Source organism: Delftia sp. WSY_10, from assembly GCF_043104705.1.
In the GTDB taxonomy this organism is placed as follows: domain Bacteria; phylum Pseudomonadota; class Gammaproteobacteria; order Burkholderiales; family Burkholderiaceae_C; genus Comamonas; species Comamonas tsuruhatensis.
Genome location: NZ_JBICKY010000015.1, coordinates 89,323 through 115,466, shown reverse-complemented (window position 1 = coordinate 115,466; position 26,144 = coordinate 89,323). Strand labels below are relative to the sequence as shown.

Here is a 26,144-nt window from a genome sequence, read left to right as displayed (position 1 = left end):
GACATGGCACATGGCAGGCGATGGCGGTACGGGACGGGGCTTTCAGGCGTCAAGGGGGCAAGGAGCTTGCTGGGCGCATGGCTGGCGGCCTGTGCATGCGGCGTGATGGCGCAGTCAGCCCAGCCGGCACCGGGCGTGCCGATGGCGGACCTGCCCCCCGCCGTGGTCAGTGCGCCTCTGCCCGATGTGGGCTCCATGGCGTCCAGGGTGCTGGCCTGCACGGCCTGCCATGGTCCCGAGGGACGGGCCACACCCAGCGGCTACTTTCCTCGCATTGCGGGCAAGCCTGCGGGCTATCTTTACCGCCAGCTCAAGAATTTCCAGCAGGGGCGCCGCAGCTATCCGGCCATGAACCGGCTGATCGAATTCATGTCGGACGACTATCTGCGCCAGATCGCCGTGCATTTCGCAAGCCTTGAGCTGCCCTATGCGCCGCCCGTGCCGGCGCAGCTGCCGCCCGCCGACCTCGCGCGTGGCGAGCAGCTGGTGCTGCAGGGCGACGCGCAGCGGGGCCTGCCCGCCTGTGCTGCCTGCCATGGCCAGCGGCTCATGGGCGCGGGCGACGATATCCCGGGTCTGCTGGGCCTGTCACGCGACTATCTCAACAGCCAGATCGGCGCCTGGCGCTCGGGCCAGCGCCAGGCGGCCGCTCCCGATTGCATGGACCAGGTGGCCAAGGCGCTGACGCCGCAGGAAGTCGTGGCCGTCACGGCATGGCTGTCGTCGCGGCCTGCATCGGCGACGCCGGGAGGGCGCGAGGCCTTGGCGCGCTCCTTGCCGCTGCGCTGCGGTGCGGTGGCCGCTGTGGGCGGTCAGGAGGGCATGCCATGAGTGTCCAAGTGGAAAATCCGGCCAGCGCGAGCGTACGCGGGCGGTGGCCCCTGCTGGCTCTTGTGGTCCTGGCCCTGGTCCTGGTGGGGCTGCTGCTGGTCTGGCTCAACCTGCGGGGGGAGCAGGGGGTTCATGCCTATGGCCACGGCGGCTGGTCGGGATCGACCGAAACACAGGCCGCCCTGGTCGAGCGCGGCGCCTACCTTGCGCGGGTAGGCAACTGCGCTGGCTGCCACACGGCGGCGGGAGGTGCCGAATATGCGGGCGGGCGGGGCTTGCCCACCGCGTTCGGCACGCTGTACACCAGCAATCTCACCTCCGACAAGGAGACGGGCTTGGGGCTGTGGTCGGCGCAGGACTTCTGGCGTGCGCTGCACAACGGGCGCTCGCGTGGTGGGCGCCTGCTGTATCCGGCCTTCCCGTATGACAGCTACACCCGCGTGACGCGCGCCGATTCGGACGCCTTGTTCGCCTATCTTCAAAGCCTGCCCGCCGTGCGCGCGCAGACGCCGCCGCATGCGCTGGACTTTCCCTATGGCTGGCAGGGGTCGCTGGCCGTCTGGCGGGCGCTGTTCTTCTCGCCGAAGGATTGGCAGGACCAGCCAGGGAAGGCCCCGGCCTGGAATCGCGGCGCCTATCTTGCCCAGGGGCTGGGCCATTGCGCGGCCTGCCATGCGCCGCGCAATGGCCTGGGTGCCTCCGGCCAGGCCATGTCCGGCGGCTTTGTGGCAGGGCAGTCCTGGTATGCGCCTTCGCTGCTCGATCCCGGCGAGGCGGGTGTGCGTGCCGGCCAGGAATCCGCCTGGGTGCAGTTGCTGCAGACGGGGTCCGGCCCTTCAGGCTCGGCACTGGGCCCCATGGCCGAAGTCGTGGCGCGCAGCACCCAGCACTGGCAGCCAAAGGATCTGCAGGCGCTGGCTTCCTATCTGCAGGAGCAGGGCGCTGCTGCCCCATCTGCCGGCACAGACGGGCACGGCGCCATCAAGGCTGTGCAGCCTGGGCAGATGGCCTTGGGGCGGGCCGTGTACGAACGGCAGTGCGCGGTCTGCCATGGTGCGCAGGGCCAGGGAACACCGGGCGCGTTTCCTGCGCTGGCCGGCAATGCCTCCGTGACCATGGCCGAGCCGCGCAACCTGCTGCTGGTGCTGCTGGACGGTGGCTATCCCCCGTCCACGCGGCAACAGCCGCAGCCGCATGGCATGCCGCCCTTTGGCCATGTGCTGTCTGACGCACAGGTGGCCGCCGTGGCCAGCTATGTGCGCAATGCCTGGGGCAACAAGGCGGCGGAAATCGGTACCATGGAGGTTTATCGCGCCCGGGAAGGGCGTGGTTTCTGAGAGGTTTTCCATGGATTCAATGGCCGGCAAGCTGCCGGACGACAGCGCGGCAGCCAGCCCCTGGTGGGTGGTTTGCCTGTGTGCGCAATGGTGCGGCGTTTGCAACCAGTACCGGAGCGCGTTTGCGGAGCTGGCCACCCAGTTCCCGCAGATGCACTTCGTCTGGCTTGATGTCGAGGACCGCGAGGATGTGGCCGGGGACCTGGACATCGAAACCTTTCCCTCTGTGCTGATCGCTGACGGCGAGCGCGCGCGCTTTCTGGGGCCGGTGCTGCCCCAGCCGGGCGTTGTGGCGCGCATGCTGCAGTCATTGGCCCAGGACCCTGGCGCGGCCCCGGCCGACCCCGCCGAAGCGCAGGCCCTTTTGCGGCGGCTTCAGTCGGCGCAGGCGCTTGAGCGCGTGGGCGCCTGAGCATCCGGCGGAGGGGTGTCCGCCCTGGCCTGGGCTGCCTTGCGCAGTGCCTGCCAGCGCCTGTTTTTGTACGGCGCGAACTTGGCCTGGAGGTCGTTTGCGGATACAATGGCATATTCACGACCAAACGGGCGGGTACCAACCGCCCTTTTTTTTGGGCGATCTTCGGGCGACCTTAGGGATTGCCATGGGGCTCGGCGCTGTTGGGACATGGCTGCTGCCAAGGTTCCAGGGGCGTTCCGGGTCTTTTGTGTTTGCAGGATTGAATTTAATTACACGTGGCACTACAGCAAATCGTTGAACAAACCGTGACAGGTCTGGGCTATGACCTGGTGGAAATAGAACGCTCGGCAGGCGGGCTGTTGCGCGTCACAATTGATTTGCCTTGGCAGCCCCCGGTGGAGGGCGAGCCGGTGGTGCCGGAGCAGTTCGTGACAGTCGAGGACTGCGAGAAGATCACGCGCCAGCTGCAGTTCGCGCTGGAGGTCGATGGCACGGATTACACGCGCCTCGAGGTCTCCTCCCCGGGCATCGACCGCCCCCTGCGGCATGAGCAGGACTTCATCCGCTTTGTCGGGGAAGTCATCGACCTGACCCTCAAGGAGCCCATCGGCGCTGCCGCTGAAGGGCAGGTCAGCGCCAATCGCAAGAAATTCCGCGGCACGCTGGAGCGTGCCGAAGGTGGTGGCTGGCAGATCGTCTGGAGCGACGAGCCACCCGTCAAGCCTGGCCAGAGGGTCAGCAAGAAGCGTGTTCCCGCGCCCCTGCAGGCGCTGGGTTTCACGCTGGAGGAGCTGCGCGAGGCGCGTCTGGCTCCCCTTGTGGATTTCAAGGGGCGTTCTGCCAAGCCGGTCTGATCGGAGCGGGCAGGGTACGTCGAATCATTGGGGCAGAAGGGCATTGCCATCCCCTTTCTGCGTGATTGAAATAGGAGAGTCGTCGCATGAATCGCGAATTGTTGATGTTGGTAGAAGCCATTTCGCGCGAAAAGAACGTGGAGCGCGATTTGGTGTTCGGTGCAGTGGAATCGGCCCTGGCCCAAGCCACGAAGAAGCTGTACCAAGGTGAAGTGGACATCCGCGTGGCCATCGATCGCGACAGCGGTAACTACGACACCTTCCGCCGCTGGCTGGTGGTGCCCGATGATGCGGGCCTGCAAAACCCCGATGCCGAAGAAATGCTGATGGACGCACAGGACCGCGTCCCCGGCATCTCCGAAGGCGAGTACATCGAGGAAGAGATCGAGTCGGTGCCCATCGGCCGCATCGGTGCGATGGCGGCCAAGCAGGTCATCCTGCAAAAGATCCGCGATGCCGAGCGTGAAATGCTGCTCAACGAGTTCCTTTCGCGCGGCGACCGGATCTTCACGGGCACGGTCAAGCGCATGGACAAGGGCGACATCATCGTCGAGGCCGGCCGTGTCGAAGGACGCCTGCGCCGCAGCGAAATGATCCCCAAGGAAAACCTGCGCAACGGCGACCGCGTGCGGGCCATGATCATGGAAGTGGACGCCACGCTGCGCGGCGCGCCCATCATCCTGTCGCGTTCGGCGCCGGAGTTCATGGTCGAGCTGTTCCGCAACGAAGTGCCCGAGATCGAGCAGGGCCTGCTGGAGATCAAGAGCTGTGCTCGCGATGCCGGCAGCCGCGCCAAGATCGCCGTGCTCAGCCATGACAAGCGTGTCGATCCCATCGGCACCTGTGTCGGCGTGCGGGGCACCCGCGTCAACGCCGTCACCAATGAATTGGCTGGCGAGCGCGTGGACATCGTGCTGTGGTCCGAGGACCCCGCACAGTTCGTGATCGGTGCGCTGGCTCCGGCCAATGTGTCGTCCATCGTTGTGGACGAGGAAAAGCACGCCATGGACGTGGTGGTTGACGAGGAAAACCTCGCCATCGCCATCGGCCGTGGCGGCCAGAACGTTCGCCTGGCTTCCGAGCTTACCGGCTGGAAGATCAACATCATGGACGCGGCTGAGTCTGCGCAAAAGCAGGCGGACGAGTCTGCCGTTGCGCGCCAGCTGTTCATGGAAAAGCTCGATGTGGACGAGGAAATCGCCAACATCCTCATCGAGGAAGGTTTCGAGACCCTGGAAGAAGTGGCCTACGTGCCGCTGCAGGAAATGCTCGAAATCGAGGCGTTCGACGAAGAGACGGTGAACGAGCTGCGCACCCGTGCGAAGGATGCCCTGCTGACGCAGGAAATCGCGCACGAGGAAAACGTGGGCAAGGTGTCGCAGGATCTGCTGACGCTCGAGGGAATGACTCCGGAGATCGTGGACAAGCTGGCCGAGGCCAATGTGCACACTCGCGACGATCTGGCCGATCTGGCCATCGATGAGTTGACCGAGCTGACCGGGCAGACCGAGGAAGAAGCGAAGGCTTTGATCATGAAGGCGCGTGAGCACTGGTTCACCGAAGGGCAAGAGTAAGGTCAGGGAGGTTCAGAGCATTTATGTCCAGTAATACGGTTGCCGAGTTTGCAAAAGAGCTCAACAAGACCCCTGACACGTTGCTGCAGCAGCTCAAGGCTGCAGGCGTCGCCAAGGACAACGCATCGGATGCGTTGACCGACGGCGACAAGCAGCAACTGCTCAGCCATCTGCAGGCCAGCCACGGAAGTGGCGCCAAGAAGATCACGCTGACCAAACGGTCCACCAGCGAGATCAAGCAGGCCGATTCGTCGGGCCGCGCCCGCACCATCCAGGTGGAAGTGCGCAAGAAGCGCACCTTCGTCAAGCGCGACGAGGCCGCCGAAGGCGCCTCCGATCCCGCTGCCGTTGCGGCTGCCCAGGAGCAGCGCGCGGCGTCGGAGCGCGAATCTCAGGAATTGGTGCGCCGCGAAGGGGAAGCACGTCGCCAGGCCGAAATGATCGGCCGGGAGGAGGAAGAATTGGCACAGCAACGCCGTGAGCGCGAAGAGCGCGAGCTAGTCCAACAGCGCGAGCGCGAAGCCGAAGAGCGCGCAGCCGCCTATGCGGCTGCCGAAGCCGCAAAGATTGTCGAGGCCAACCGCGCTAAGCAGGAAGCCTCGCGCGAGCAGGCTGCCGGCCAGATAGCGCGCGCTGAAGCCCAGCTCGCGGCACGCGCCAAGGCCGAGGAAGAGTCCAAGGCCCGTGCGGCCGAGGAAGCCGAACGCGCCAAGGATCTGGAAGACCGCCGCCGCAAGGCGCTGGCCGAAGCCGAAGCCATTCGCGCCATGATGGCCGCGCCCAAGAAGGTGCTCGTGGCCAAGAAGCCCGAAGAGCCCAAGCCCGTGGCAAAGCCTGCAGCGCCTGCTGCCGCCGATGCCAAGAAGACCACGCTGCACAAGCCCGCTGGCACGACCGCCGGCGGAGCCGGTGCGCGCGCGCCTGCCGGCGCCGGCAAGGAAGTCAAGTCCGCCAAGCTCTCCTCGAGCTGGGCCGGCGATGGCAAGAAGAAGGAAATCAAGACCCGTGGCGACAGCTCCGGTGGCGTGGGCGGCCGTTCCAACTGGCGCGGCGGCCCGCGTGGCGGGCGTCGTGGCAATGACCGCAATGACGGACAGCACCAGAGCGCGGCAACGGAATTCCGCGCCATCGAAGTACACGTGCCCGAGACCATCACCGTGGCCGAGCTGGCGCACAAGATGTCGGTCAAGGCATCCGAGCTGATCAAGGTGCTGATGAAGATGGGCCAGATGGTCACCATCAACCAGCCCCTGGACCAGGACACGGCCATGATCGTGGTCGAGGAAATGGGCCACACCGCCAAGGTCGCTGCGCTGGACGATCCCGAAGCCTTCACGGCCGAGGAAGTGTCCCAGCAGGAAGCTGCCCAGGAGTCGCGCGCCCCCGTGGTCACCGTCATGGGCCACGTGGACCACGGCAAGACCTCGCTGCTGGACTACATCCGCCGCACCAAGGTTGCGTCGGGCGAAGCCGGCGGCATCACCCAGCACATCGGTGCCTACCATGTGACGACGCCCCGCGGCATCGTCACCTTCCTGGACACCCCGGGCCACGAGGCCTTCACGGCCATGCGTGCCCGTGGTGCACAGGCCACCGACATCGTCATCCTGGTGTGCGCTGCCGACGACGGCGTGATGCCCCAGACCAAGGAAGCCATCAAGCACGCGAAGGCGGCGGGTGTGCCCATCGTGGTTGCCATCACCAAGGCCGACAAGCCCGATGCCAACCTCGACCGCGTCAAGCAAGGCCTGGTGGCCGAGCAGGTGGTGCCTGAAGAGTACGGCGGCGAGTCCCCGTTCATCGCCGTGTCGTCCAAGACCGGCCAGGGCATCGACGAGCTGCTGGAGCAGGTCCTGCTGCAGGCCGAAGTGCTGGAGCTGACCGCTCCCGTGGAAGCCGCTGCCAAGGGTCTGGTCATCGAAGCGCAACTGGACAAGGGCCGCGGCCCCGTGGCCACGGTGCTGGTGCAGTCCGGCACGCTGAAGGTGGGCGACGTGGTGCTGGCAGGCCAGACCTACGGCCGCGTGCGCGCCATGCTGGACGAAGACGGCAAGCAGACCAAGTCCGCTGGCCCCTCCATCCCGGTGGAAATCCAGGGTCTGTCCGACGTGCCCCAGGCCGGCGACGACTTCATGGTGCTGCAGGACGAGCGCCGCGCCCGCGAAATCGCGACCTACCGCGCCGGCAAGTTCCGCAACACCAAGCTGGCCCGCCAGCAGGCTGCCAAGCTCGAGAACATGTTCGCCGAAATGGGTGCGGGCGAGGTCCAGACCCTGCCCATCATCGTCAAGGCCGACATGCAGGGCTCGCAGGAAGCACTGGGCGCATCGCTGCTCAAGCTCTCCACCGAAGAGATCCGCGTGCAGCTGGTCTACTCGGGCGTGGGCGGCATCAGCGAGTCCGACGTGAACCTGGCGCTGGCCTCCAAGGCCATCATCATCGGCTTCAACGTCCGGGCCGATGCCCAGGCGCGCAAGACGGCCGAGAGCAACGATGTGGACCTGCGCTACTACAACATCATCTACGACGCCGTCGAAGAGGTGAAGGCAGCGATGTCCGGCATGCTGGCTCCCGAGCGCAAGGAAGAGATCATCGGCATGGCCGAGATCCGTACCGTGTTCGTGGCGTCGAAGATCGGCACCGTGGCCGGCTCGTACATCACGCAAGGCCAGGTTACGCGCAACGCGCATTTCCGCCTGCTGCGCGAGAACGTGGTCATCTACACGGGCGAGATCGAATCGCTCAAGCGCCTGAAGGACGACGTCAAGGAAGTCAAGGAAGGCTTCGAGTGCGGTATCAAGCTCAAGAACTACAACGACATTCGCGAAGGCGACGTGCTCGAAGTGTTCGAGATCAAGGAAATCGCGCGCTCGCTGTAATTCGACATGGCAACACGCAAGTCCGCTGCGCCGAACCGCAGCTTCAAAGTCTCCGACCAGATCCAGCGGGATCTGGCGGAGCTGATCGCACGCGAGTTGAAGGACCCGCGCGTGGGCATGGTGACGCTGCAAAGCGTGGAGGTGACTCCGGACTATGCCCACGCCAAGGTCTACTTCAGCCTGCTGATCGGCGATCCGCAGGAGACGCAGGACGCCCTGAACCAGGCCGCAGGCTTCCTGCGCAACGGCCTGTTCAAGCGCCTGCACATCCATACCGTGCCCACGCTGCACTTCATCTACGACCGCACCACCGAGCGTGCGGCCGACATGAACGCCTTGATCGCCAAGGCCGTCTCCTCGCGCGGGAAGGAAGAGTAGCCCCATGAACGCGCCACGCACAAGGGTGCAGCGGCGCCCTGTGCATGGGGTGTTGCTGCTCGACAAACCGCTGGAGCTGTCCAGCAACGACGCCTTGCAGAAGGTCAAGTGGTTGCTGCGCGCCGAAAAGGCCGGACACACCGGCACGCTGGACCCGTTGGCCACCGGCGTGCTGCCGCTGTGCTTCGGTGCGGCGACCAAGTTCAGCCAGTTGCAGCTCGAAGCTGCCAAGACCTACGAGGCGATTGCGCGCCTGGGCCAGACCACGACCACGGCCGATGCCGAGGGCGAGGTGCTGCGCGAGCGCGCCATCGATCCCGCCGCCCTCACGGCCGAGCGGCTTGCCGCCGTGCAGGCGCAGTTCACGGGCCCCATCCGCCAGGTGCCGCCCATGTACAGCGCGCTCAAGAAGGACGGCAAGGCTCTTTATGAATATGCGCGTGCCGGCATCGAAGTCGAGCGTCCGGCGCGCGAAGTGACAATCCACGCACTGGAGCTTTCGCTGACGCAAGACAGCCAAGGCCAGCCGGCGATCCGGATGCTGGTGACCTGCAGCAAGGGCACCTATATCCGCACGCTGGCGGAGGACGTGGGAGAGGCCCTGGGCTGCGGCGCGCACCTGCGCGCGCTGCGCCGTATCGACACCGGCGGGCTGGGTGTCGAGCGCTGTATCTCGCTGGAGGCGCTGGCCGCCATGGGCGAGGACGAGCGTCTGCAGCAGTTGCAGCCTGTCGATGCCTTGCTGGCCAGCCACACGGCTGTCACGCTGGGCGAGCAAGATGCGGCCCGTTTTCTCACGGGCCTGCCCCGCAAGGGCGCTTGGGCCGATGCCGAGGCGGTGGCTGTGTATGGCGAAAACCCCCAGGCTCTGCTGGGAGTGGGGCGCGTGGTGCGTGGGGAACTCATCCCCGCCCGCCTGCTCAGTTCACTGGAAATTCAACAGATTTTGGAAGACACGCCGCGCCCATGACGCAGCGGCAATGGGAAAACACTATGAGCAAACAAATCCGCAATATCGCGATCATCGCCCACGTGGACCACGGCAAAACCACCATGGTGGACCAGCTGCTGCGCCAATCCGGAACCTTCGCCGAGCACGAGAAAGTCGTGGACACGGTGATGGACAACAACGCCATCGAACGCGAGCGTGGCATCACCATCCTGGCCAAGAACTGCGCCGTGAGCTGGAACGACACGCACATCAACATCCTCGACACACCCGGCCACGCGGACTTCGGCGGTGAAGTGGAGCGTGCCCTGTCCATGGTCGACGGCGTGGTGCTGCTGATCGACGCGCAGGAAGGCCCCATGCCCCAGACGCGCTTCGTGACCAAGAAGGCGCTGGCCCTGGGCCTGAAGCCCATCCTCGTGGTCAACAAGGTGGACAAGCCCGGCGCGCGTCCCGACTACGTGGTCAACGCCGCGTTCGACCTGTTCGACAAGCTGGGTGCCACCGACGAGCAGCTGGACTTCCCCGTGGTGTACGCCTCGGGCATCAACGGCTGGACCTCGCTGGAAGAAGGCGCTCCGGGCGAGCAGTGGGGCCCCGACATGTCGGCCCTGTTCGACACCATCCTGAAGCACGTGCCTTCGGTCAAGGGCGATCCCGCCGCTCCGCTGCAAATGCAGATCTCGGCGCTGGACTACTCCACCTTCGTGGGCCGCATCGGCGTGGGCCGCATCACTTCCGGCACGCTCAAGCCTTCGACCGACGTGCTGGTCATGGAAGGTCCTGACGGCAAGAGCTACAAGGGCCGCATCAACCAGGTGCTGAAGTTCCAGGGCATCGACCGCGTGCAGGTGACCGAAGCCGGCCCCAGCGACATCGTGCTGGTCAACGGTATCGCCGACCTGGGCATGGGCGTCACGCTGACCGACCCGCTGAACCCCCGGCCGCTGCCGATGCTCAAGATCGACGAGCCCACGCTGACCATGAACTTCTGCGTCAACACCTCGCCGCTGGCAGGTCGTGAAGGCAAGTTCGTGACCAGCCGCCAGATCTGGGACCGCCTGCAAAAGGAACTGCGTTCCAACGTGGCCCTGCGCGTCAAGGAAACCGACGAAGACGGCATCTTCGAAGTGTCGGGCCGCGGCGAACTGCACCTGACCATCCTGCTGGAAGAAATGCGCCGTGAAGGCTACGAGCTGGCCGTGTCCAAGCCCCGCGTGGTCTACCGCGACGTGGACGGCGTGCGCCACGAGCCCATCGAGCTGGTGACGGCCGACATCGAGGAAGGCCACCAGGGTGGCGTGATGCAGGCCCTGGGCGAGCGCAAGGGCGAGCTGGTCAACATGGAACCCGATGGCCGCGGCCGCGTGCGCCTGGAATACCGCATTCCTGCGCGTGGCCTGATCGGCTTCACCAACGAATTCCTGAACCTGACCCGTGGTTCCGGCCTGATCTCCAACATCTTCGACAGCTACGAGCCGCACAAGGGCGAAATCGGCGGCCGCAAGAACGGTGTGCTGATCTCCATGGACGAAGGCGAAATCTTCACCTACGCCCTGGGCAAGCTGGACGACCGTGGCCGCATGTTCGTCAAGGCCAACGATCCCGTGTACGAAGGCATGATCATCGGCATCCACAGCCGTGACAACGACCTGGTGGTCAACGCCACGCGTACCAAGCAGCTGACCAACTTCCGCGTGTCCGGCAAGGAAGATGCCATCAAGATCACGCCCCCGATCGACCTGTCGCTGGAATACGCGGTGGAATTCATCGAGGACGACGAGCTGGTGGAAATCACCCCCAAGAGCATCCGCGTGCGCAAGCGCCACCTGTCCGAGAACGAGCGCAAGCGCGCTTCGCGCGCAGGCGCATAAGCGCCGTGGCGCCGAGGGCGCGCGCAAGCCAGCCGGCTTCGCCGCCCTGATTGTCAAAGGCCGCATCCGCGGCCTTTGTCTTTTCTGCGGCGGCTTCTGCCACGCCGTCCGCCAGGCCGTCAGTCAGGCATTCAGCCGCAGCAGCAATTCGCGCAGGCGCTGGCCGGCCGCTGCGCTCTGGTGCGGGTTGAGCGCCAGGGCCAGGCCGATGGAGGGCAGGGTCCCGGCGTCTTGCAGCGTGCGGAACACCACGCCCGGCGTGCTGCCCTTGGCCACGACGGCCGGCACCAGGGCCACGCCCAGGCCCGCGCCCACCAGGCTGACCAGGGTCTGGGCCTGCACCGCATGCTGCTTGACCTGGGGCATGAAGCCCGCGTTCTGGCAGGCCAGTACCACCAGCGCATGCAGGCCGGGCACTTCGCTGGGACGGTAGTTGATGAAGGGCTGGTCGGCCAGATCCCGCAGCCGCAAGGCGGGCCGCTGCAGCAGCGGGTTGCCTTCGGGCAGCACGGCCACCAGTTCGTCCTTTTCCACGGGCGTGATGGACAGCTCGGTGGCCTGCGTCACCGGGTAGCGCAGCAGGCCGGCATCGAAATCGCCGCTGGCCACCTGCGCGCAGATCTCGCGCGTGGTCGATTCGGTCAGCACCAGGTCGATCAGCGGATATTCGCTGCGAAAGGCCTGCACCAGCCGTGGAATCAGCGAGAACGTGGCCGAGCCTATGAAGCCTATGTGCAGCCGGCCGCGCTCGCCGCTGGCCGTGGCCTGCGAGACCTCCTGCACCTGGCGCGCATGGTGCAGTGCCAGCTCGGCACTTTCCAGGGCCGCCCGGCCTGCCTCGGTCAGCTCCGTGCCCCGGCGGTCGCGCTGGAACAGCTGCACGCCCAGGCTGTCTTCGAGCCGGCGGATGGATTGGGACAGCGGCGGCTGCGACATGTGCAGCTGCTCGGCCGCCTGGCGGTAGTTGAGCGTGCGGGCCAGGGTGACGAAGTGACGCAGTTGGCGCAGGTCCATTGATATCCACCGTGTATCAGCGATGCTGAATTAAGTCTTAGACGCGACTTCAAAGATATCAAATACTGGCTCCCTGAAGCAACATGGAGACCACAGTGCAGGCTGCGTTGACAGGGATTCGGGTGCTGGATCTGTCCAGCGTGGTGTTCGGGCCGCTGGCCAGCCAGGTGCTGGCCGACTATGGCGCCGAAGTCATCAAGATCGAGCCGCCGGCCGGCGACTCCACGCGCCACACCGGCCCTGCCGTGGAGCCCGGCATGGCGGCCATGTTCATGGGCACCAACCGCAGCAAGAAGAGCGTGGTGCTCGATCTCAAGCAGGACGAGGCGCGCCAGGCCCTGCATGCGCTGCTGGCCACGGCCGATGTGTTCATGCACAGCATGCGCCCGCAGAAGCTGGCCCCGCTGGGCCTGGACCCCGACACGCTGCGCGAGCGCTATCCGCGCCTGGTCTACGCAGGCCTGCATGGCTTTGGCGAGGACGGCCCCTATGCGGGCATGCCCGCCTACGACGACGTCATCCAGGGCATGAGCGGCCTGGCCGACCTGATGGAGCGCCAGACGGGCGAGGCGCGCTACCTGCCCACCATCGCGGCCGACAAGACCTGCGCCCTGGTGGCCGCGCATGCCGTGCTGGCGGCGCTGTTCCAGCGCGAGCGCAGCGGCCACGGCTGCTTTGTCGAAGTGCCCATGTACGAGACCATGGTGGGCTTCAACCTGGTCGAGCATTTCTACGGCATGCACTTCAGCCCCGCGCTCAGCGGCGCAGGCTACCCGCGCGTGATGGCGCCCTGGCGCAAGCCCTACCGAACGCTGGACGGCCACGTCTGCATGATGCCGTACACCGATGCGCACTGGCAGCGCTTCTTCGCCGCCGTGGGCCAGCCGCAGCTGGCCCTGGATGCGCGCTTTGCCAGCCAGGCCAGCCGCACGGCCCACATTGCCGAGCTGCTGGAGACCGCAGGCGAGCATGTGGCCCTGCACGGCACCCAGCACTGGCTGGACACCTGCCAGCGCCTGGAGATTCCTGCCGCCCCGGTGGCACGCATGGACGATCTGCCTGCCGATCCACACCTGCAGGCCACGGAGTTCTTCGTGCCGCTGCACGACGCCGCCATGGGCACGGTGCACCTGCCTCGCTCCTCCGTGCGCATGGATGGCCGGCAGGCGCCCATGGGCATGCCCCCGCGCCTGGGTGAGCACACGGCGGCGCTGCTGGCCCAGGCGGGCTGGAGCGCCGAGCGCATCGCCGGCCTGCAGACCACGCAACAGGAGACATGAGATGACAGTGAACACCCCGCAGCCCCACCCTGGCGCCGCCTGGAACGCCGTGCCCCGCATGGGCCAGGGCTTTTTCTGGCAGGACCTGCAGGTCGGCCAGCAACTGCGCACCTTCCGCCGCACCGTGACCGAATCCGACCTGGTCGCCTTCATCAACGCCACCGGCATGCTGGAGGCCATCTTCATCGAGGACGGCTATGACGGCGGCGCCATCGCAGGCCGTCCCGTACCGGGCGCGCTGACCTATACGCTGATCGAAGGCTTCATCCTGCAAAGCATGATCCAGGGCACGGGCCTGGCCATGCTGGAGCTGCACCAGAAGATCCTCGGCCCCGTGCTGGTGGGCGACACCATCGAGGCCCTGGTCGAAGTCACCGCCATCAAGCCCACCTCCAAGGGCAACCGCGCCGTCGTCACCTCGCGCATCGAGGTCTTCAACCAGGGCCACCAGAAGGTCATGGAATACACGGCCGTGCGCCTGCTGGCAGGGCGCAGCTAGGCGGACAAAAGAATTCCCATAACGACACCAGGAGACAACAGCATGGACAAGAAAGGCAACAAGGCCGCAGGCAGACAAGGGCGGCGCAGGGTGCTGGCCGCCGTGGCGGCCTGCATGGCAGCCGCAGCGGCAGTGCCGGGAGCGGCCCTGGCACAGCAGCCCTGGCCCAGCAAGCCCATCACGCTGGTCGTGCCTTTCCCGCCGGGCGGGCCCACCGACCTGGTGGCGCGCGTGCTGGCCCAGCAGGTCGGCCAGCAACTGGGCCAGACCGTGATCGTGGACAACCGGCCCGGCGCCAACGGCAACATCGGCAACGCCCTGGTGGCCAAGGCCGCGCCCGATGGCTACACCGTGCTCTACAACACCTCGTCCATTGCGCTGAGCCCGTCGCTCTACAAGAAGATGAGCTACGACGTGAACAAGGACCTGATGCCCGTGGCGCTGACGGCCGTGGTGCCGCTGGGCCTGGTGGTCAACCCCAAGCTGCCGGTGAAGAACGTGCAGGAGTTCGTGCGCCATGCCAGGGACAAGGCGGGCCAGCTGTCCTATGGTTCGGCCGGCAACGGCAATGTCACGCACCTGGCGGCCTTCCAGGTCGTGCAGCACTACCAGATCGAGGCCAGCCACGTGCCCTACAAGGGCAGCGCGCCGGCCGACGTGGATCTGGTGGCCGGGCAGATCGACTTCATGACCGACACCATCAACTCCGTCGCACCCTTCATCAAGGAGGGACGGCTCAAGCTGCTGGCCGTGAGTTCCTCCAAGCGCCTGCCCAACTTCCCCGACGCACCCACGCTGGCCGAAAGCGGCATGTCCGGCTTCGAGGCCGGGGCCTGGCAGGGCGTGATGGTGCCCGCGAAGACGCCAGCCGCCATCATCCAGCGGCTCAACGAGGAGCTGATGCGCGCACTCAAGGACCCGGGCGTGGTCGAGAAGCTGCAGCTGCAGGGCGCCGAAGGACTGGGCTCCACGCCCGAGGAATACGGCGCCTACATCCGCAGCGAGATCAAGCGCTGGGCCGGCGTGGTCAAGAGCACGGGCGTCTCTCTGGACTGAGTGCGCTGCGGTGCGCGGCGGCTGCCCGCCCTGTCGTGCACTTGCGCAAATTGGCACCTGTTTGTCAGGGGTGGGCGCGGATTTTCAGCTATGGTTGCGGCTCATCGCCCCGGGCTGCCGGGGCAGGGCATGCATAGCAACAAGGAGCAAGATATGACGGGAGCTGCCGGCGAAGTCCTCAGCGAAGTGCGGGGCCGCATTGGCATGATCACCTTGAACCGGGCCAAGGCGCTGAACGCGCTGTCGCTGGGCATGGTGCGCGATCTGCTGGCCACCCTGCTGGCCTGGCAAAAGGACGATCAGGTGCTGGCCGTGGCCATCCGCGGCATGGGCAAGGAAGGGGCCTTCGGCGCCTTCTGCGCGGGCGGCGACATCCGTTTTCTGCACGGCGCAGGCAGCACGGGCAATCCCCAGCTGGAGGACTTCTTCACCGAGGAGTACGCGCTCAACCACCTGATCCACACCTTCGGCAAGCCCTACATCGCCTTCATGGACGGCATCGTCATGGGCGGCGGCATGGGCATCAGCCAGGGCGGCACGCTGCGCATCGTCACCGAGCGCACCAAGATGGCCATGCCGGAGACGGCCATCGGCCTGTTCCCCGATGTGGGTGGCGGCTACTTCCTATCGCGCTGCCCCGGTCATGCGGGTGAGTGGCTGGCGCTGACGGGCGACGTGATCGGTGCGGCCGACGCGCTGGACTTCGGCCTGGCCGATGGCTATCTGCCCTCGGACCAGCAGCCTGCGCTGTGGGACGCGCTGGCCGCCGGCAGCTTTGCCGATGCAGCGGCCGTCGAGGCGCTGGTGAAGTCGAAGTTCACGGCCCCGGCCAAGCCAGCGGCCCAGCCCCGCGCCGAGATCGACCGCGTGTTTGCCCTGCCCACGGTGGCTGCCATGGTGCAGGCACTGGAAGCGGCGGATGGCGAGTGGGCGCAGCACACGGCAGCCACGCTGCGCAAGCGCTCGCCGCTGATGCTGCACGTGGTGCTGGAGCAGATTCGCCGCGCACGCGGCATGACACTGGCCCAGGACCTGCGCATGGAGCGCGACATGGTGCGCCACTGCTTTTACCTGCGCCCCGGCCAGAGCGAGACCATCGAAGGCATTCGCGCCCTGGCCGTGGACAAGGACCACCAACCGCGCTGGAACCCTGCGCGCATCGAAGACGTGCAGGACGCGCAATGGCGTGCCTTCTTCGACAGCCCCTGGCCCGTGCACTCGCACCCGCTGGCGGCGCTGGACTGATCGCGCGGCGGTTGCTCAAACCTCCAAGGGTTCAAAAGGCTATCCGGCACCGCGCCGGATGGCCTTTTTTTCGGTTCAGCAATCAGCGGGCTCCATGCGGCAGGAATGGCCTGCCAGCAGCCGTACCGCGTCGTCAATGCGCGGGCCCGGATCCCATTCGGGCACGGGCGGCGTCAGGCCCAGGGCCATCTGCCGCAGCGGCTCGGCAATGGCCATGGACAGCAACAGGTCGCAGATGACATCGGGCTGCTCTGCCCTGAGCAACCCCTTCGCGCACTGGCGCCGCAGCCAGTCCACCAGCATGCCGCGGCCGCGCTCTATGCCGTTGCGCTGGTAGACCTCCAGCAACTCGGGCTTGGCGGGGAAATCGGTGGTGAGCAGGCGGAACATCCCCACCGCCTCGGCCGACAGCACGCGCGCGGCAATCACGCGCAGGATCTCGGCCAGCGCCGGAGCCACCTCTGAGGCCGACTGCGCATCGGCCGACAGGGTGGGGCGGAAACCGTCGGTCCAGCTGCGCACCACCAGGGCCACCAGATCCTCGCGGTTGGCGGCAAAGCGGTAGAGCGTCTTCTTGGCCAGCCCCGCGCGCCTGGCCACGGCTTCCATGGTGGTGGCGGCATAGCCTTCATTGAGCAAGAGCCAGGTGGCGGCGGACAGGGCGGCATCGTTGGCCTCGTGCTCGGGCCGGGCCGGCCGCCCGCGCGGCCTGGGGGCCACAGGAGTGATTTCGGTTTCCATTGGATTTCTTGTCGTTCCGTTCGGTGTTGTGCAGGGTCGTGCCTGGTTGTGCAGCATTTTGTTACCCGGCTGGGATTATCCGATTGTTTGGAAACGTTGTTCGTTTCTTTAATATAAGATGGCTTTTCCTCATCAACCCAGGAACGGAAAACACCCATGAACTCCCATGCCTTCGAGCCCGACATTTCCCGCATCGACGAGCTGCTGCACATCACGCCGCTGCGGCTGGAGACGGGAATCCAGCGCCTGCCCAGCGGCTGTCTGGTGGTGGCCTGCCGCACCGACCTGCACGGCTGCAGCGGCCGCATGCTGGACTGGTGGTTCAAGTTCTTCGAGACCACGCAGCACATCAAGTGGTGGCATCCGCATGACCACATCGCACATCGCGGCTGGGATGCGCAATGGAAGAAGGGCGAGAGCTACATAGGCGCCTCCATCGAGGCCGTGGAGTCCCTGGCCGATATTCCGCCCGTGGCGGCCAGGCTCAAGTTCCACGATCCGCGCGAGCTTTTCGACCCTGCGCAGCTGGAGCTGGCCTTTGCCGAAAAACGCGCATCGGCCGCCGTGTATGCGCGCATCGGCTTCGGCGAGCATGTGCAGCTGGACGCCAGCGGGGACCCCATGGACGGGCAGATGGTGCACCTGGCGCGTGACACGCCTTTTGGCTGCGTGCTGCGCAGCCGCTTTTTGCTGGGCCAGTCCTGCGCCGACCCGGCGGCCGAGCTGCCCGACGCGCTGGGCCTGGGCCTGCTGCGCCACTGCTACACGGAGTTCACCTACCTGTCGCGCTTTCTGCCCTCGCTGTACTACGGCGAACATGGCAACGGCGAGGCGGCGCCGCTGCCCTGGTAGCCGTGGCCCCAGGCTTCAAAGCTGCTGGTGCACGGCCGTGGCCAGCTGCAGCAGTCGGTTGCGCGGCAGGGCGCCGCTGAGGGCATAGCCAAAGCCCTGGTCCACCCAGTAGAAGCTGGGCACGGGGCCGTCGCTGCTGAAGCGAAAGGCGGTCTCGCCACGCGTGGCCGGGTCCTCCAGCGCGCCCAGATACAGGGTGATGCGCTCGCCGGCCGCATCCTGGTACATGAACTGGGCGCGTGCGCCGCTGTCGCCGGGCAGCAGCCGGCCGCCCACCAGCTCATAGCCCAGTTCCGTGAGGGCTGGCAGCTTCAGCGGCCGGCCCAGGCGCTTGGAAAGCCATTGCAGCAAATGGGCCTGTTGCGCTGCCTCGACCTCGACCGGGTGGCGCTGCTCGGGCTGGTAGACCGCGTGGGCGACGGCTGCCTGATGGGCGAAGCGGGCAGGTGCGGCAGCGGCCAGCGTGTCCGCCGTTGAGGGTGCCGCAGGCGCTGCCTGCTGCCCGTGCACCAGCCAGCCCAGGCCGAAGGCCAGCAGCCAGCCTGCGGCCATGCCGCCCCAGCGCCACCATTGCTGCTGGCGCTGTTGCAGGCCCTGCAGCTGCTCGGCGGCGGCGCGCATTTCATCGGGCATGGGCGGTTCGCTGCGGGCGCCGTGCAGGGCGCGCAGCAGCTGCCGCTGGCGCTGCCATTGCTCCACGCGTGCTGCGCTGTCTGCATCCAGCTGCTCGCGCAGCGCCTGTGCCTGTGGGGCCGGCAGGCGGTCATCGACCAGGGCATGCAGCTGCTCGTCGGGGATGGCCGTGGCAGCCGAGACACAGGAGGAGGAGGGGGAGGTGGGGGCGGGGGCAGTCATGGCGGCCTCGTCATTTGAGCCGGCGCAGCGACGGGGCTGCGGCTTGGGGTGCAGCAGTCTGGGCGGGCGAAGCTGCGGGCGGTGCCTCCATCAGCTCGCGCAACCGGGAGCGTGCGCGCGACAGGCGCGACATCACGGTGCCCAGGGGCAGCTGCAGCACGCGCGCCGTGTCGGCATAGCTCATGTCCTCCACGCTGACCAGCAGCAGCACGGCCCGCTGCTCGGCGGGCAGGCGCTGCAGGCAGCGCTCCAGGTCCAGGGCAGCGTCGCTGCTGTCCTCGGGCGCTGCCAGGGACTCGGACAGGCTGTCGATGTCCAGCCACTGCCCTCGTGCGGCAGAGCGCCGCTGGTTCAGGTAGAGGTTGTGCATCAGGGTGAACAGCCAGGCGCGCAGATCGCCATCGGAGCGCCACAGCAGCCATTTGCGGCAGGCGCGTTCCAGCGTGTCCTGCACCAGGTCGTCGGCTGCCCAGGCATCGCCTGCCAGCAGCCGCGCGTAGCGGCGCAGGCCGGGCAGGTGCTCCAGGATCTGGCTGCGGTCCATGGGCAGGTCCGATCGCGCAGGGGGCCGGACTCAGGGGCGTGCGGTATGCCAGACGCCCATGACGCCGTCGCCCGTGGTATCGCCGGCCTTGCCGTCCTTCACCCAGTAGTACAGGGGCTTGCCCTTGTAGGCGATCTGGCTGCTGCCATCGTCGCGCTGGATCACGCTGTAGTTGCCGCCAGAGGGCGCCTGCTTGCCCATCAGGGGCGGCCAGTTGGTCGCGCAGGGGCCATTGCAGACGGACTTGCCACTGCCGGCCGTGTCCTTGTCGAAGGTATAGAGCGTCATGCCGTTGGCGCCGACCAGGATGCCGTTTTGCACGCTGACCGCACTGGGCGGCGTCTGGCCAGAGGCGTTGGCCGCAGGCGCGGAATAGCAGCCTGCCAGGGCCAATGTCAGGGCTGCCGTGAAGGCACAGGTACCAAGTTTCATGCCGAGCTTCTTCATCGCTGTCTCCGGTGCTTGCCGGCGCGCGAAATTGCGGCCGGACACTGCAATGAACACTGGGCCGTGCCGGTTTATTCCGCAGCAGTGCAAAAAAAGCTGCGGATGCCCGTCAACGGTTGAAGCTCTTCATGGCGCGCTCGACCTCGCGCTTGCCTTCGCGGTCCTTGATCACGTCGCGCTTGTCGTGCTCGGCCTTGCCCTTGGCCAGGGCAATGTCGCATTTGACATAGCCGTTCTTCCAGTGAAGGTTGATGGGCACCAGGGTGAAGCCCTTTTGCTCCACCTTGCCGATCAGGCGCAGGATGTCGTCCTTCTTGAGCAGCAGTTTCTTGATGCGCGCCGCGTCGGGGTTGACGTGGGTGGAGGCGGTCTTGAGCGGGTTGATCTGGCAGCCGAGCAGGAACAGCTCGCCGTCCTTGACGATGACGTAGCCGTCCGTCAACTGCACCTTGCCGCTGCGCAGTGCCTTCACTTCCCAGCCGTGCAGCACGATGCCGGCCTCGAAGCGTTCCTCGAAGAAGTAGTTGAATGCGGCTTTTTTGTTGTCGGCGATGCGCGACTGTGTTTCAGGTTTCTTGGCCATGGAGTAATAGATGCGGCGAAAACCTGGAGATGAAAGGTCTCCCTACAATACTGGATTGCCGTCTTCCCGCCGTGCGGGATTTTAGTTTCGCCTTGCCGTCATTGTGACAGCCGGCTGTGCCATGGCGGCGCTGCCGGTGTTTTGCATGCCGTGCAGCCCGCCCCATTCATGAAAAAAGTCAACAAGTCCGTCCTGATCTGGTACAGCCCCCAAGAAATGTTTGCCCTGGTGACGGACGTGGCCCACTATGCCGACTTCCTTCCCTGGTGCGATCAGGCCAGGGTGCTGGAGCAGGACGAGCAGGGCATGACGGCCGAGGTGGGCATTGCATTCGGCGGCATGCGCAAGTCCTTCGTCACGCGCAACACGCACAGCGTGCTCGACGATGGCGGGCGCCAGGTCAGCATCCGCCTGATCAAGGGGCCGTTCTCGCGGCTGGAGGGCCACTGGATGTTCCGCCCCGTGGGCGACGGATCGCAGCGCGCCTGCCGTGTCGAACTGCAACTGGACTACGGTTTCGACAACATGGCCCTGGCCGCCGTGGTCGGCCCGGTGTTCGACCGCATTGCAGGCTCCATGGTCGATGCCTTCATCAAGCGTGCCGAGCAGGTCTATGGCTGAGGCCCAGCCCGCTGTGCGCATCACGCTGGCCTGCAGTGCGCGCGCCGGCGAAGTCGTCGAGCTGTTTCTGCAATTGCCGGCCGGTGCCACGATTGCCGATGCGGTGGCGGCGGCGGGCGGCTGGCAGGCGCTGGGCTTTGCGCAGGCCGGGCCGGCAGGCCTGTGGGGCCGCGGCGCGCCTTTGACGCAAGCCCTGCGCGACGGTGACCGAGTGGAGCTGTACCGGCCCTTGACCGTGGACCCCAAGGTGGCGCGCCGCGAGCGTTTCGCACGCCAGGGCGCTCGGGCCACGGGGCTGTTCCAGCGCCAGAGGCCTGGAGCCAAGGCCGGCTACTGAGCCGGCCCGGATTCGGCGATCAGCGCATTGCGCCGCAATCGGAGGCGATGATGGCGTCGGCGCGCTTGAGTTCCGCATCGCGCGTGGCGTCGTCCATGAAGCCGCGCTCGCCCTGCTCATTCGTGTAGCCCAGCAGGCGGCCCGAAGACAGCGCGGTCTTGGACTGCTTGGCGCGTGCGCAGTTGTCCTGGCGCTGCTTGGCAATCCGTTCCTTTTCCGCCTTGGCCTTGGCGGCCTCCTGGGCTTCGGCCTTGCGCTTTTGCTCTTCCAGGGCCTTGTCGGTGCCTGCGGACTTGGTGTCCTTGGCGGCTGCAGCAGGTGCTGCCGGTGCCCCGGCGTCCGCCGCAGGCGCCGTGCCTGCATCCGCAGCTGCCGCAGCGGCGGAGGGCGCGGCGGCAGGCGGCGGTGTGCTGCCGCCAGGCTGGCGCAGGATGTTCTTGGCGGGAATGTCAGGAGGCGGTGCGCGGTCGCTGAAGACCTTGCGGCCTGTGGCGTCGACCCATTGCCACTGGGCGGCTGCGGGCAGCGAACAGGCGGCAAGCGTGACTAGCAAAACAAGCTTGATGGCGTGCATGGTGAGTTGGGGATCGGGCCGAATGGCCTACAGCATACATTGTGATCCGGCGCACGGGTACAATCCTTCTTTTGGAGCTCTCACATGCGCCTTCTCGGTAAAGCCCTGACCTTCGACGACGTCCTTCTGGTCCCCGCTTTCTCCCAGGTCCTGCCCAAGGACACTTCGCTCAAGACGCGCTTTTCGCGCAACATCTCCCTGAACATTCCCCTTGTGTCCGCCGCCATGGACACCGTGACCGAGGCGCGTCTGGCCATTGCCATCGCGCAAGAGGGCGGTATCGGCGTCATCCACAAGAACATGACGGCCGAGCAGCAGGCCGCCGAAGTGTCCAAGGTCAAGCGCCACGAATCCGGCGTGGTGCACGACCCCGTGGTCATCACCCCCGAGCACACCGTGCTGCAGGTGCTGCAGCTGTCCGAGAACCTCGGCATCTCGGGCTTTCCCGTCTGCGACGGCGGCAAGGTGGTGGGCATCGTCACCAGCCGCGACCTGCGCTTCGAGACCCGCTACGACGTCAAGGTCAGCCAGATCATGACGCCGCGCGAGCGCCTGATCACCGTCAACGAGAAGGACGGCACCACGCCCGTGGAAGCCAAGGCCCTGCTCAACAAGCACAAGCTCGAACGCATCCTGGTCGTGAACGACGCCTTTGAACTCAAGGGCCTGATCACCGTCAAGGACATCACCAAGCAGACCACCTTCCCCAACGCAGCGCGTGACAGCGCAGGCCGCCTGCGCGTGGCCGCCGCCGTGGGCGTGGGCGAGGGCACCGAGCAGCGCGTGGAGCTGCTGGTCAAGGCCGGCGTCGATGCACTGGTGGTGGACACGGCCCACGGCCACAGCAAGGGCGTGATCGACCGCGTGCGCTGGGTCAAGCAGAACTACCCGCAGGTGGACGTCATCGGTGGCAACATTGCCACCGGCGCCGCTGCGCTGGCACTGGCCGAGGCAGGCGCCGACGCCGTGAAGGTCGGCATCGGCCCCGGCTCCATCTGCACCACGCGCATCGTCGCCGGTGTGGGCGTGCCCCAGATCATGGCCATCGACAGCGTGGCCCAGGCCCTGCAAGGCACGGGCGTGCCGCTGATCGCCGACGGCGGCATCCGCTTCTCGGGCGACATCGCCAAGGCCCTGGCCGCTGGCGCCTCGACCATCATGATGGGCGGCATGTTCGCCGGCACCGAAGAGGCTCCGGGCGAAGTCATCCTGTACCAGGGCCGTTCGTACAAGAGCTATCGCGGCATGGGCTCCATCGGCGCCATGCAGCAGGGCTCGGCCGACCGCTACTTCCAGGAATCGAGCACCGGCAATCCCAACGCCGACAAGCTCGTGCCCGAAGGCATCGAAGGCCGCGTGCCCTACAAGGGCTCCATGGTCTCCATCGTCTACCAGATGGCCGGCGGCGTGCGCGCTGCCATGGGCTACTGCGGCTGCGCCACCATCGAAGAGATGAACAACACGGCCGAGTTCGTGGAGATCACCGCCGCAGGCATCCGTGAATCGCACGTGCATGACGTGCAGATCACCAAGGAAGCGCCGAACTACCGCGCCGACTGATCCCGATCCAGCGCCTTGGCGCGAGATGGAAAAGAGGTCCGGGCAGCCACTGCCCGGACCTCTTTTTTTCGTGCGCTCACGAAGCTCAGATGGCGAAGCTCAGATGACGACGCTCAAATGGCGAAGTTGTCCAGCACCGCGCCCGAGCTGGCGCTCGATGCGTTGAACGCGAACTTGGCCTGCACGCCCCGCGTGTAGCGGGGCGCGGGAGCCTTCCATGCCGCACGGCGCTGGGCGAGCAAGTCTTCGGGCACGTTCAGCTGCAGCTGCAATGCGTGCGCGTCGATGGTGATCGAGTCGCCCTCATGCACCAGCGCGATGGTGCCGCCCACAGCCGCTTCCGGCGCCACGTGGCCGACCACCATGCCCCAGGTGCCGCCGGAGAAGCGGCCATCGGTGATCAGGCCCACGCTCTCGCCCAGGCCGGCACCGATCAGGGCGCCCGTGGGTGCCAGCATTTCCGGCATGCCGGGGCCGCCCTTGGGGCCCAGGTAGCGCAGCACCATCACGTCGCCGGCCTGTATCCGGCCGTCGAGGATGGCCGCCAGTGCCGATTGCTCATCGTCGAACACGCGTGCCGGGCCGGTGATGACCGGGTTCTTCAGGCCCGTGATCTTGGCCACCGCACCTTCCGGACTCAGGTTGCCCTTGAGGATGGCCAGGTGGCCCTGCGGGTAGAGCGCATCCGAGAGGGGGCGGATGACCTGGCGGTTGGGCGGTTCGTCAGGCACGCCGGCCAGGGTCTCGGCGATGGTCTTGCCCGAGATGGTGATGCAGTCGCCGTGCAGCAGGCCCGCATTCAGCAGGATCTTCATCACCTGCGGGATGCCGCCCGCCTGGTGCAGGTCCACCGCCAGGTATCTGCCGCTGGGCTTGAGATCGCACAGCACCGGCACCCGCTGGCGGATGCGCTCGAAGTCGTCGATGGACCAGGGCACGCCGGCCGCATGGGCGATCGCGAGAAAGTGCAGCACGGCATTGGTGGAGCCTCCGGTCGCCATGATCACCGAGACCGCGTTTTCGATGGACTTGCGCGTCACGATATCGCGCGGCTTGAGGTCCATCTTGATGGCCTCGATCAGCACCCTGGCGGATTCCTTGGCCGAGTTCTCCTTTTCATCATGGGGATTGGCCATGGTGGAGGAGTAGGGCAGGCTCATGCCCAGCGCCTCGAACGCGCTGGACATGGTGTTGGCGGTGTACATGCCGCCGCACGAGCCCGTGCCGGGAATGGCGTGCTGCTCGATGTCCTTGAGCTCCTGGTCGCTGATCTTTCCCGCGGCGTTCTCGCCGACGGCCTCGAACACGCTGACGATGTTCAGGTCCCGGCCTTTCCACCTGCCGGGCAGGATGGTGCCGCCGTAGACATAGATGGCCGGCACATTGGCGCGCAGCATGCCCATCATGCCGCCCGGCATGTTCTTGTCGCAGCCGCCGACCACCAGCACGCCATCCATCCACTGGCCGCCCACGCAGGTCTCTATGCAGTCGGCGATCACCTCGCGGCTGACCAGCGAGTACTTCATGCCTTCCGTGCCCATGGACATGCCGTCCGAGATGGTCGGCGTGCCGAACACCTGCGCGTTGCCGCCGGCTTCCTCGATGCCTGCGATGGCCGCGTCCGCCAGCCTTTGCAGGCCGGAGTTGCACGGCGTGATCGTGCTGTGGCCGTTGGCCACGCCGACCATGGGCTTCTTGAAATCCTCTTCCTTGTAGCCCATGCCGTAGAACATGGAGCGGTTGGCTGCGCGCGCCTTGCCTTCGGTGATGTGGGCGCTTCGGCGGTTGATCTGGTTCGGCGGGGTCATGGCATGTCTCTCGTTGTGGGGGTTGGATGAGTATGGGCCGACTGATTCATCTGATCCAATCCTATTCATCGGCATGATTGATATGCTGCACATATGAATGAGCCCCCCATTGATCTGCGCGTCTGGCGGCAATTCCTGGCCGTGGCGGACGAGCTGCACTTCGGCCGCGCCGCATCGCGCCTGCACATGACGCAGCCGCCGCTCACCCAGGCCATCGCCCAGCTGGAGCGCAGCCTGGACGTGGCGCTGTTCGAGCGCTCGAGCCGCCAAGTCGCGCTGACGCCCGCCGGCGAGGCGCTTGTGCCGCAGGTGCGTGAGCTTCTGGCGCGGGCGGCAGCGCTGCCCGGGATTGCGCGGGCTGCGGCAGCGGGAGAAGTGGGGCGCGTGCGGCTGGCCTTTGTCTCCACCATCGGCTTCACCCGGCTGCCGCTGTGGGTGCGGGACTTCGTGGCAGGCACGCCCGGTGTGGCGCTGGAGCTGGTCGAGGCCACCAGCGATGTGCAGATGGAGGCATTCGAGCGCGGGCAGATCGATGCCGGGCTCATGCTGCATGCCCCGGGGCATGCGCCGGCCGGCCTGGAGCGCCTGGCCGTGGGACGGGAAGCCATGGTGCTGGCCCTGCCGCAGCAGCATGCGCTTGCCGGTGCGGACCGGCTGATGCTCGACGAAGTGCTGGAGCAGCCGCTGGTGATCTTTCCGCGCCGCATCATGCCCTCGCTCCATGACGCGGTGACGGATCTGTACCGACGGCACGGACATGTGCCGCGCATCGCGCAGCAGGCGATACAGATGCAGACCATCGTGAACCTGGTCTGGGGCGGCATCGGCCTGGCCTGGGTGCCCGCCAGCGTGATGCAGTTCTGCAGGCCCGGAGTGGTCTACCGCGAGGCGGTTTTCGCCAGCGCCCGTGCAGGCAGCAAGGCCGTTGCCCTGCCGGTCTGCGAGACCAGCCTGGCCTGGCCGGCCGGAGTCATGTCGCCCGCGCTGGCGCGGTTTGTCGGCTTCGTGCGCGAACAGCGCTGAGTGGCGTTCACCGA

The 26,144-nt window shown here is 66.5% G+C and carries 26 protein-coding genes; 18 read left to right on the top strand and 8 right to left on the bottom strand.

Features of this window, described 5'->3' with window-relative positions:
• The first annotated feature begins 3 nt into the window (after positions 1-3).
• From ACF8ML_RS06890 to typA, 9 genes are all read left to right on the top strand, one after another.
• Positions 4-831: a c-type cytochrome gene (locus ACF8ML_RS06890; protein ID WP_252651639.1), complete on the top strand. Its 828-nt coding sequence runs from the start codon at positions 4-6 to the stop codon at positions 829-831.
• A complete protein-coding gene (locus ACF8ML_RS06885) occupies positions 828-2,168 on the top strand; it encodes a cytochrome c (RefSeq protein WP_154834651.1) in 1,341 nt (446 codons plus the stop codon). Before ACF8ML_RS06890 ends, ACF8ML_RS06885 begins: the two co-directional genes overlap by 4 nt.
• A 10-nt stretch (positions 2,169-2,178) precedes the next feature.
• Positions 2,179-2,580, top strand: coding sequence for a thioredoxin family protein (locus ACF8ML_RS06880; protein WP_016452383.1), 402 nt, complete (start codon positions 2,179-2,181; stop codon positions 2,578-2,580).
• Positions 2,581-2,858: 278 nt separating this feature from the next.
• Positions 2,859-3,437, top strand: coding sequence for a ribosome maturation factor RimP (gene rimP / locus ACF8ML_RS06875; protein WP_026062108.1), 579 nt, complete (start codon positions 2,859-2,861; stop codon positions 3,435-3,437).
• Positions 3,438-3,523: 86 nt separating this feature from the next.
• Positions 3,524-5,011 (top strand): transcription termination factor NusA, encoded by a 1,488-nt coding sequence (gene nusA, locus ACF8ML_RS06870; protein ID WP_016448885.1) that lies wholly within the window; start codon positions 3,524-3,526, stop codon positions 5,009-5,011.
• Between the two features lie 23 nt (positions 5,012-5,034).
• The gene (gene infB, locus ACF8ML_RS06865) at positions 5,035-7,890 is read left to right on the top strand and encodes a translation initiation factor IF-2 (protein ID WP_016448884.1); all 2,856 of its coding nucleotides are present in this window, start codon (positions 5,035-5,037) and stop codon (positions 7,888-7,890) included.
• Between the two features lie 6 nt (positions 7,891-7,896).
• Entirely contained in the window at positions 7,897-8,268 is a 372-nt protein-coding gene (rbfA, locus tag ACF8ML_RS06860) for a 30S ribosome-binding factor RbfA (protein WP_016448883.1), read from the top strand.
• Positions 8,269-8,272: 4 nt separating this feature from the next.
• A complete protein-coding gene (gene truB, locus ACF8ML_RS06855) occupies positions 8,273-9,238 on the top strand; it encodes a tRNA pseudouridine(55) synthase TruB (protein ID WP_016448882.1) in 966 nt (321 codons plus the stop codon).
• 23 nt (positions 9,239-9,261) lie between these two features.
• Positions 9,262-11,091, top strand: coding sequence for a translational GTPase TypA (gene typA / locus ACF8ML_RS06850; RefSeq protein ID WP_026062109.1), 1,830 nt, complete (start codon positions 9,262-9,264; stop codon positions 11,089-11,091).
• Between the two features lie 123 nt (positions 11,092-11,214).
• Here typA and ACF8ML_RS06845 read toward each other — a convergent pair whose 3' ends face one another.
• The gene (locus ACF8ML_RS06845) at positions 11,215-12,105 is read right to left on the bottom strand and encodes a LysR family transcriptional regulator (protein WP_034364354.1); all 891 of its coding nucleotides are present in this window, start codon (positions 12,103-12,105) and stop codon (positions 11,215-11,217) included.
• Positions 12,106-12,188: 83 nt separating this feature from the next.
• On the opposite strand from ACF8ML_RS06845, the gene ACF8ML_RS06840 reads away from it, so the two are divergent.
• From ACF8ML_RS06840 to ACF8ML_RS06825, 4 genes are all read left to right on the top strand, one after another.
• Positions 12,189-13,385, top strand: coding sequence for a CaiB/BaiF CoA-transferase family protein (locus ACF8ML_RS06840; protein ID WP_047217234.1), 1,197 nt, complete (start codon positions 12,189-12,191; stop codon positions 13,383-13,385).
• A gap of 1 nt (position 13,386) precedes the next feature.
• Positions 13,387-13,884, top strand: coding sequence for a MaoC family dehydratase (locus ACF8ML_RS06835; protein ID WP_047327210.1), 498 nt, complete (start codon positions 13,387-13,389; stop codon positions 13,882-13,884).
• A gap of 42 nt (positions 13,885-13,926) precedes the next feature.
• Entirely contained in the window at positions 13,927-14,940 is a 1,014-nt protein-coding gene (locus tag ACF8ML_RS06830) for a Bug family tripartite tricarboxylate transporter substrate binding protein (protein ID WP_392406744.1), read from the top strand.
• Between the two features lie 153 nt (positions 14,941-15,093).
• Positions 15,094-16,185, top strand: coding sequence for an enoyl-CoA hydratase/isomerase family protein (locus ACF8ML_RS06825; RefSeq protein WP_016448876.1), 1,092 nt, complete (start codon positions 15,094-15,096; stop codon positions 16,183-16,185).
• Positions 16,186-16,260: 75 nt separating this feature from the next.
• Here ACF8ML_RS06825 and ACF8ML_RS06820 read toward each other — a convergent pair whose 3' ends face one another.
• Positions 16,261-16,926: a TetR/AcrR family transcriptional regulator gene (locus ACF8ML_RS06820; RefSeq protein ID WP_392406742.1), complete on the bottom strand. Its 666-nt coding sequence runs from the start codon at positions 16,924-16,926 to the stop codon at positions 16,261-16,263.
• A gap of 156 nt (positions 16,927-17,082) precedes the next feature.
• Between ACF8ML_RS06820 and ACF8ML_RS06815 the strand changes: the two genes are divergently transcribed.
• Complete coding sequence (locus ACF8ML_RS06815; protein WP_012204844.1) at positions 17,083-17,778, top strand: DAPG hydrolase family protein; 696 nt, start codon at positions 17,083-17,085, stop codon at positions 17,776-17,778.
• 15 nt (positions 17,779-17,793) lie between these two features.
• On the opposite strand, the gene ACF8ML_RS06810 is transcribed toward ACF8ML_RS06815, so the two are convergent.
• The 4 genes from ACF8ML_RS06810 to smpB form a co-directional block, all read right to left on the bottom strand.
• Entirely contained in the window at positions 17,794-18,633 is an 840-nt protein-coding gene (locus tag ACF8ML_RS06810; protein ID WP_047327213.1) for an anti-sigma factor, read from the bottom strand.
• A 10-nt stretch (positions 18,634-18,643) separates the two neighbouring features.
• Complete coding sequence (locus ACF8ML_RS06805) at positions 18,644-19,177, bottom strand: RNA polymerase sigma factor (RefSeq protein WP_016448872.1); 534 nt, start codon at positions 19,175-19,177, stop codon at positions 18,644-18,646.
• A 30-nt stretch (positions 19,178-19,207) separates the two neighbouring features.
• Positions 19,208-19,624 carry a hypothetical protein gene (locus ACF8ML_RS06800; protein ID WP_016448871.1) on the bottom strand — a complete coding sequence of 139 codons (417 nt, stop codon included), beginning with the start codon at positions 19,622-19,624 and terminating at the stop codon, positions 19,208-19,210.
• A 109-nt stretch (positions 19,625-19,733) separates the two neighbouring features.
• Positions 19,734-20,207 carry an SsrA-binding protein SmpB gene (gene smpB / locus ACF8ML_RS06795; RefSeq protein ID WP_016448870.1) on the bottom strand — a complete coding sequence of 158 codons (474 nt, stop codon included), beginning with the start codon at positions 20,205-20,207 and terminating at the stop codon, positions 19,734-19,736.
• A 168-nt stretch (positions 20,208-20,375) separates the two neighbouring features.
• Between smpB and ACF8ML_RS06790 the strand changes: the two genes are divergently transcribed.
• Together ACF8ML_RS06790 and ACF8ML_RS06785 are read left to right on the top strand one after the other, a co-directional pair.
• Positions 20,376-20,828 (top strand): type II toxin-antitoxin system RatA family toxin, encoded by a 453-nt coding sequence (locus tag ACF8ML_RS06790; RefSeq protein WP_016452375.1) that lies wholly within the window; start codon positions 20,376-20,378, stop codon positions 20,826-20,828.
• Positions 20,821-21,165: an RnfH family protein gene (locus ACF8ML_RS06785; protein WP_212645939.1), complete on the top strand. Its 345-nt coding sequence runs from the start codon at positions 20,821-20,823 to the stop codon at positions 21,163-21,165. The genes ACF8ML_RS06790 and ACF8ML_RS06785 overlap by 8 nt, the downstream gene beginning before the upstream one ends.
• Positions 21,166-21,184: 19 nt before the next feature.
• On the opposite strand, the gene ACF8ML_RS06780 is transcribed toward ACF8ML_RS06785, so the two are convergent.
• Positions 21,185-21,739, bottom strand: coding sequence for a DUF4124 domain-containing protein (locus tag ACF8ML_RS06780; protein WP_272206216.1), 555 nt, complete (start codon positions 21,737-21,739; stop codon positions 21,185-21,187).
• Positions 21,740-21,823: 84 nt separating this feature from the next.
• On the opposite strand from ACF8ML_RS06780, the gene guaB reads away from it, so the two are divergent.
• Positions 21,824-23,299 (top strand): IMP dehydrogenase, encoded by a 1,476-nt coding sequence (gene guaB / locus ACF8ML_RS06775; RefSeq protein ID WP_013803023.1) that lies wholly within the window; start codon positions 21,824-21,826, stop codon positions 23,297-23,299.
• 113 nt (positions 23,300-23,412) lie between these two features.
• On the opposite strand, the gene ilvD is transcribed toward guaB, so the two are convergent.
• Complete coding sequence (gene ilvD, locus ACF8ML_RS06770) at positions 23,413-25,107, bottom strand: dihydroxy-acid dehydratase (RefSeq protein WP_392406740.1); 1,695 nt, start codon at positions 25,105-25,107, stop codon at positions 23,413-23,415.
• A 93-nt stretch (positions 25,108-25,200) separates the two neighbouring features.
• On the opposite strand from ilvD, the gene ACF8ML_RS06765 reads away from it, so the two are divergent.
• Positions 25,201-26,130, top strand: coding sequence for a LysR family transcriptional regulator (locus ACF8ML_RS06765; protein WP_392406738.1), 930 nt, complete (start codon positions 25,201-25,203; stop codon positions 26,128-26,130).
• Positions 26,131-26,144 lie beyond the last annotated feature (14 nt).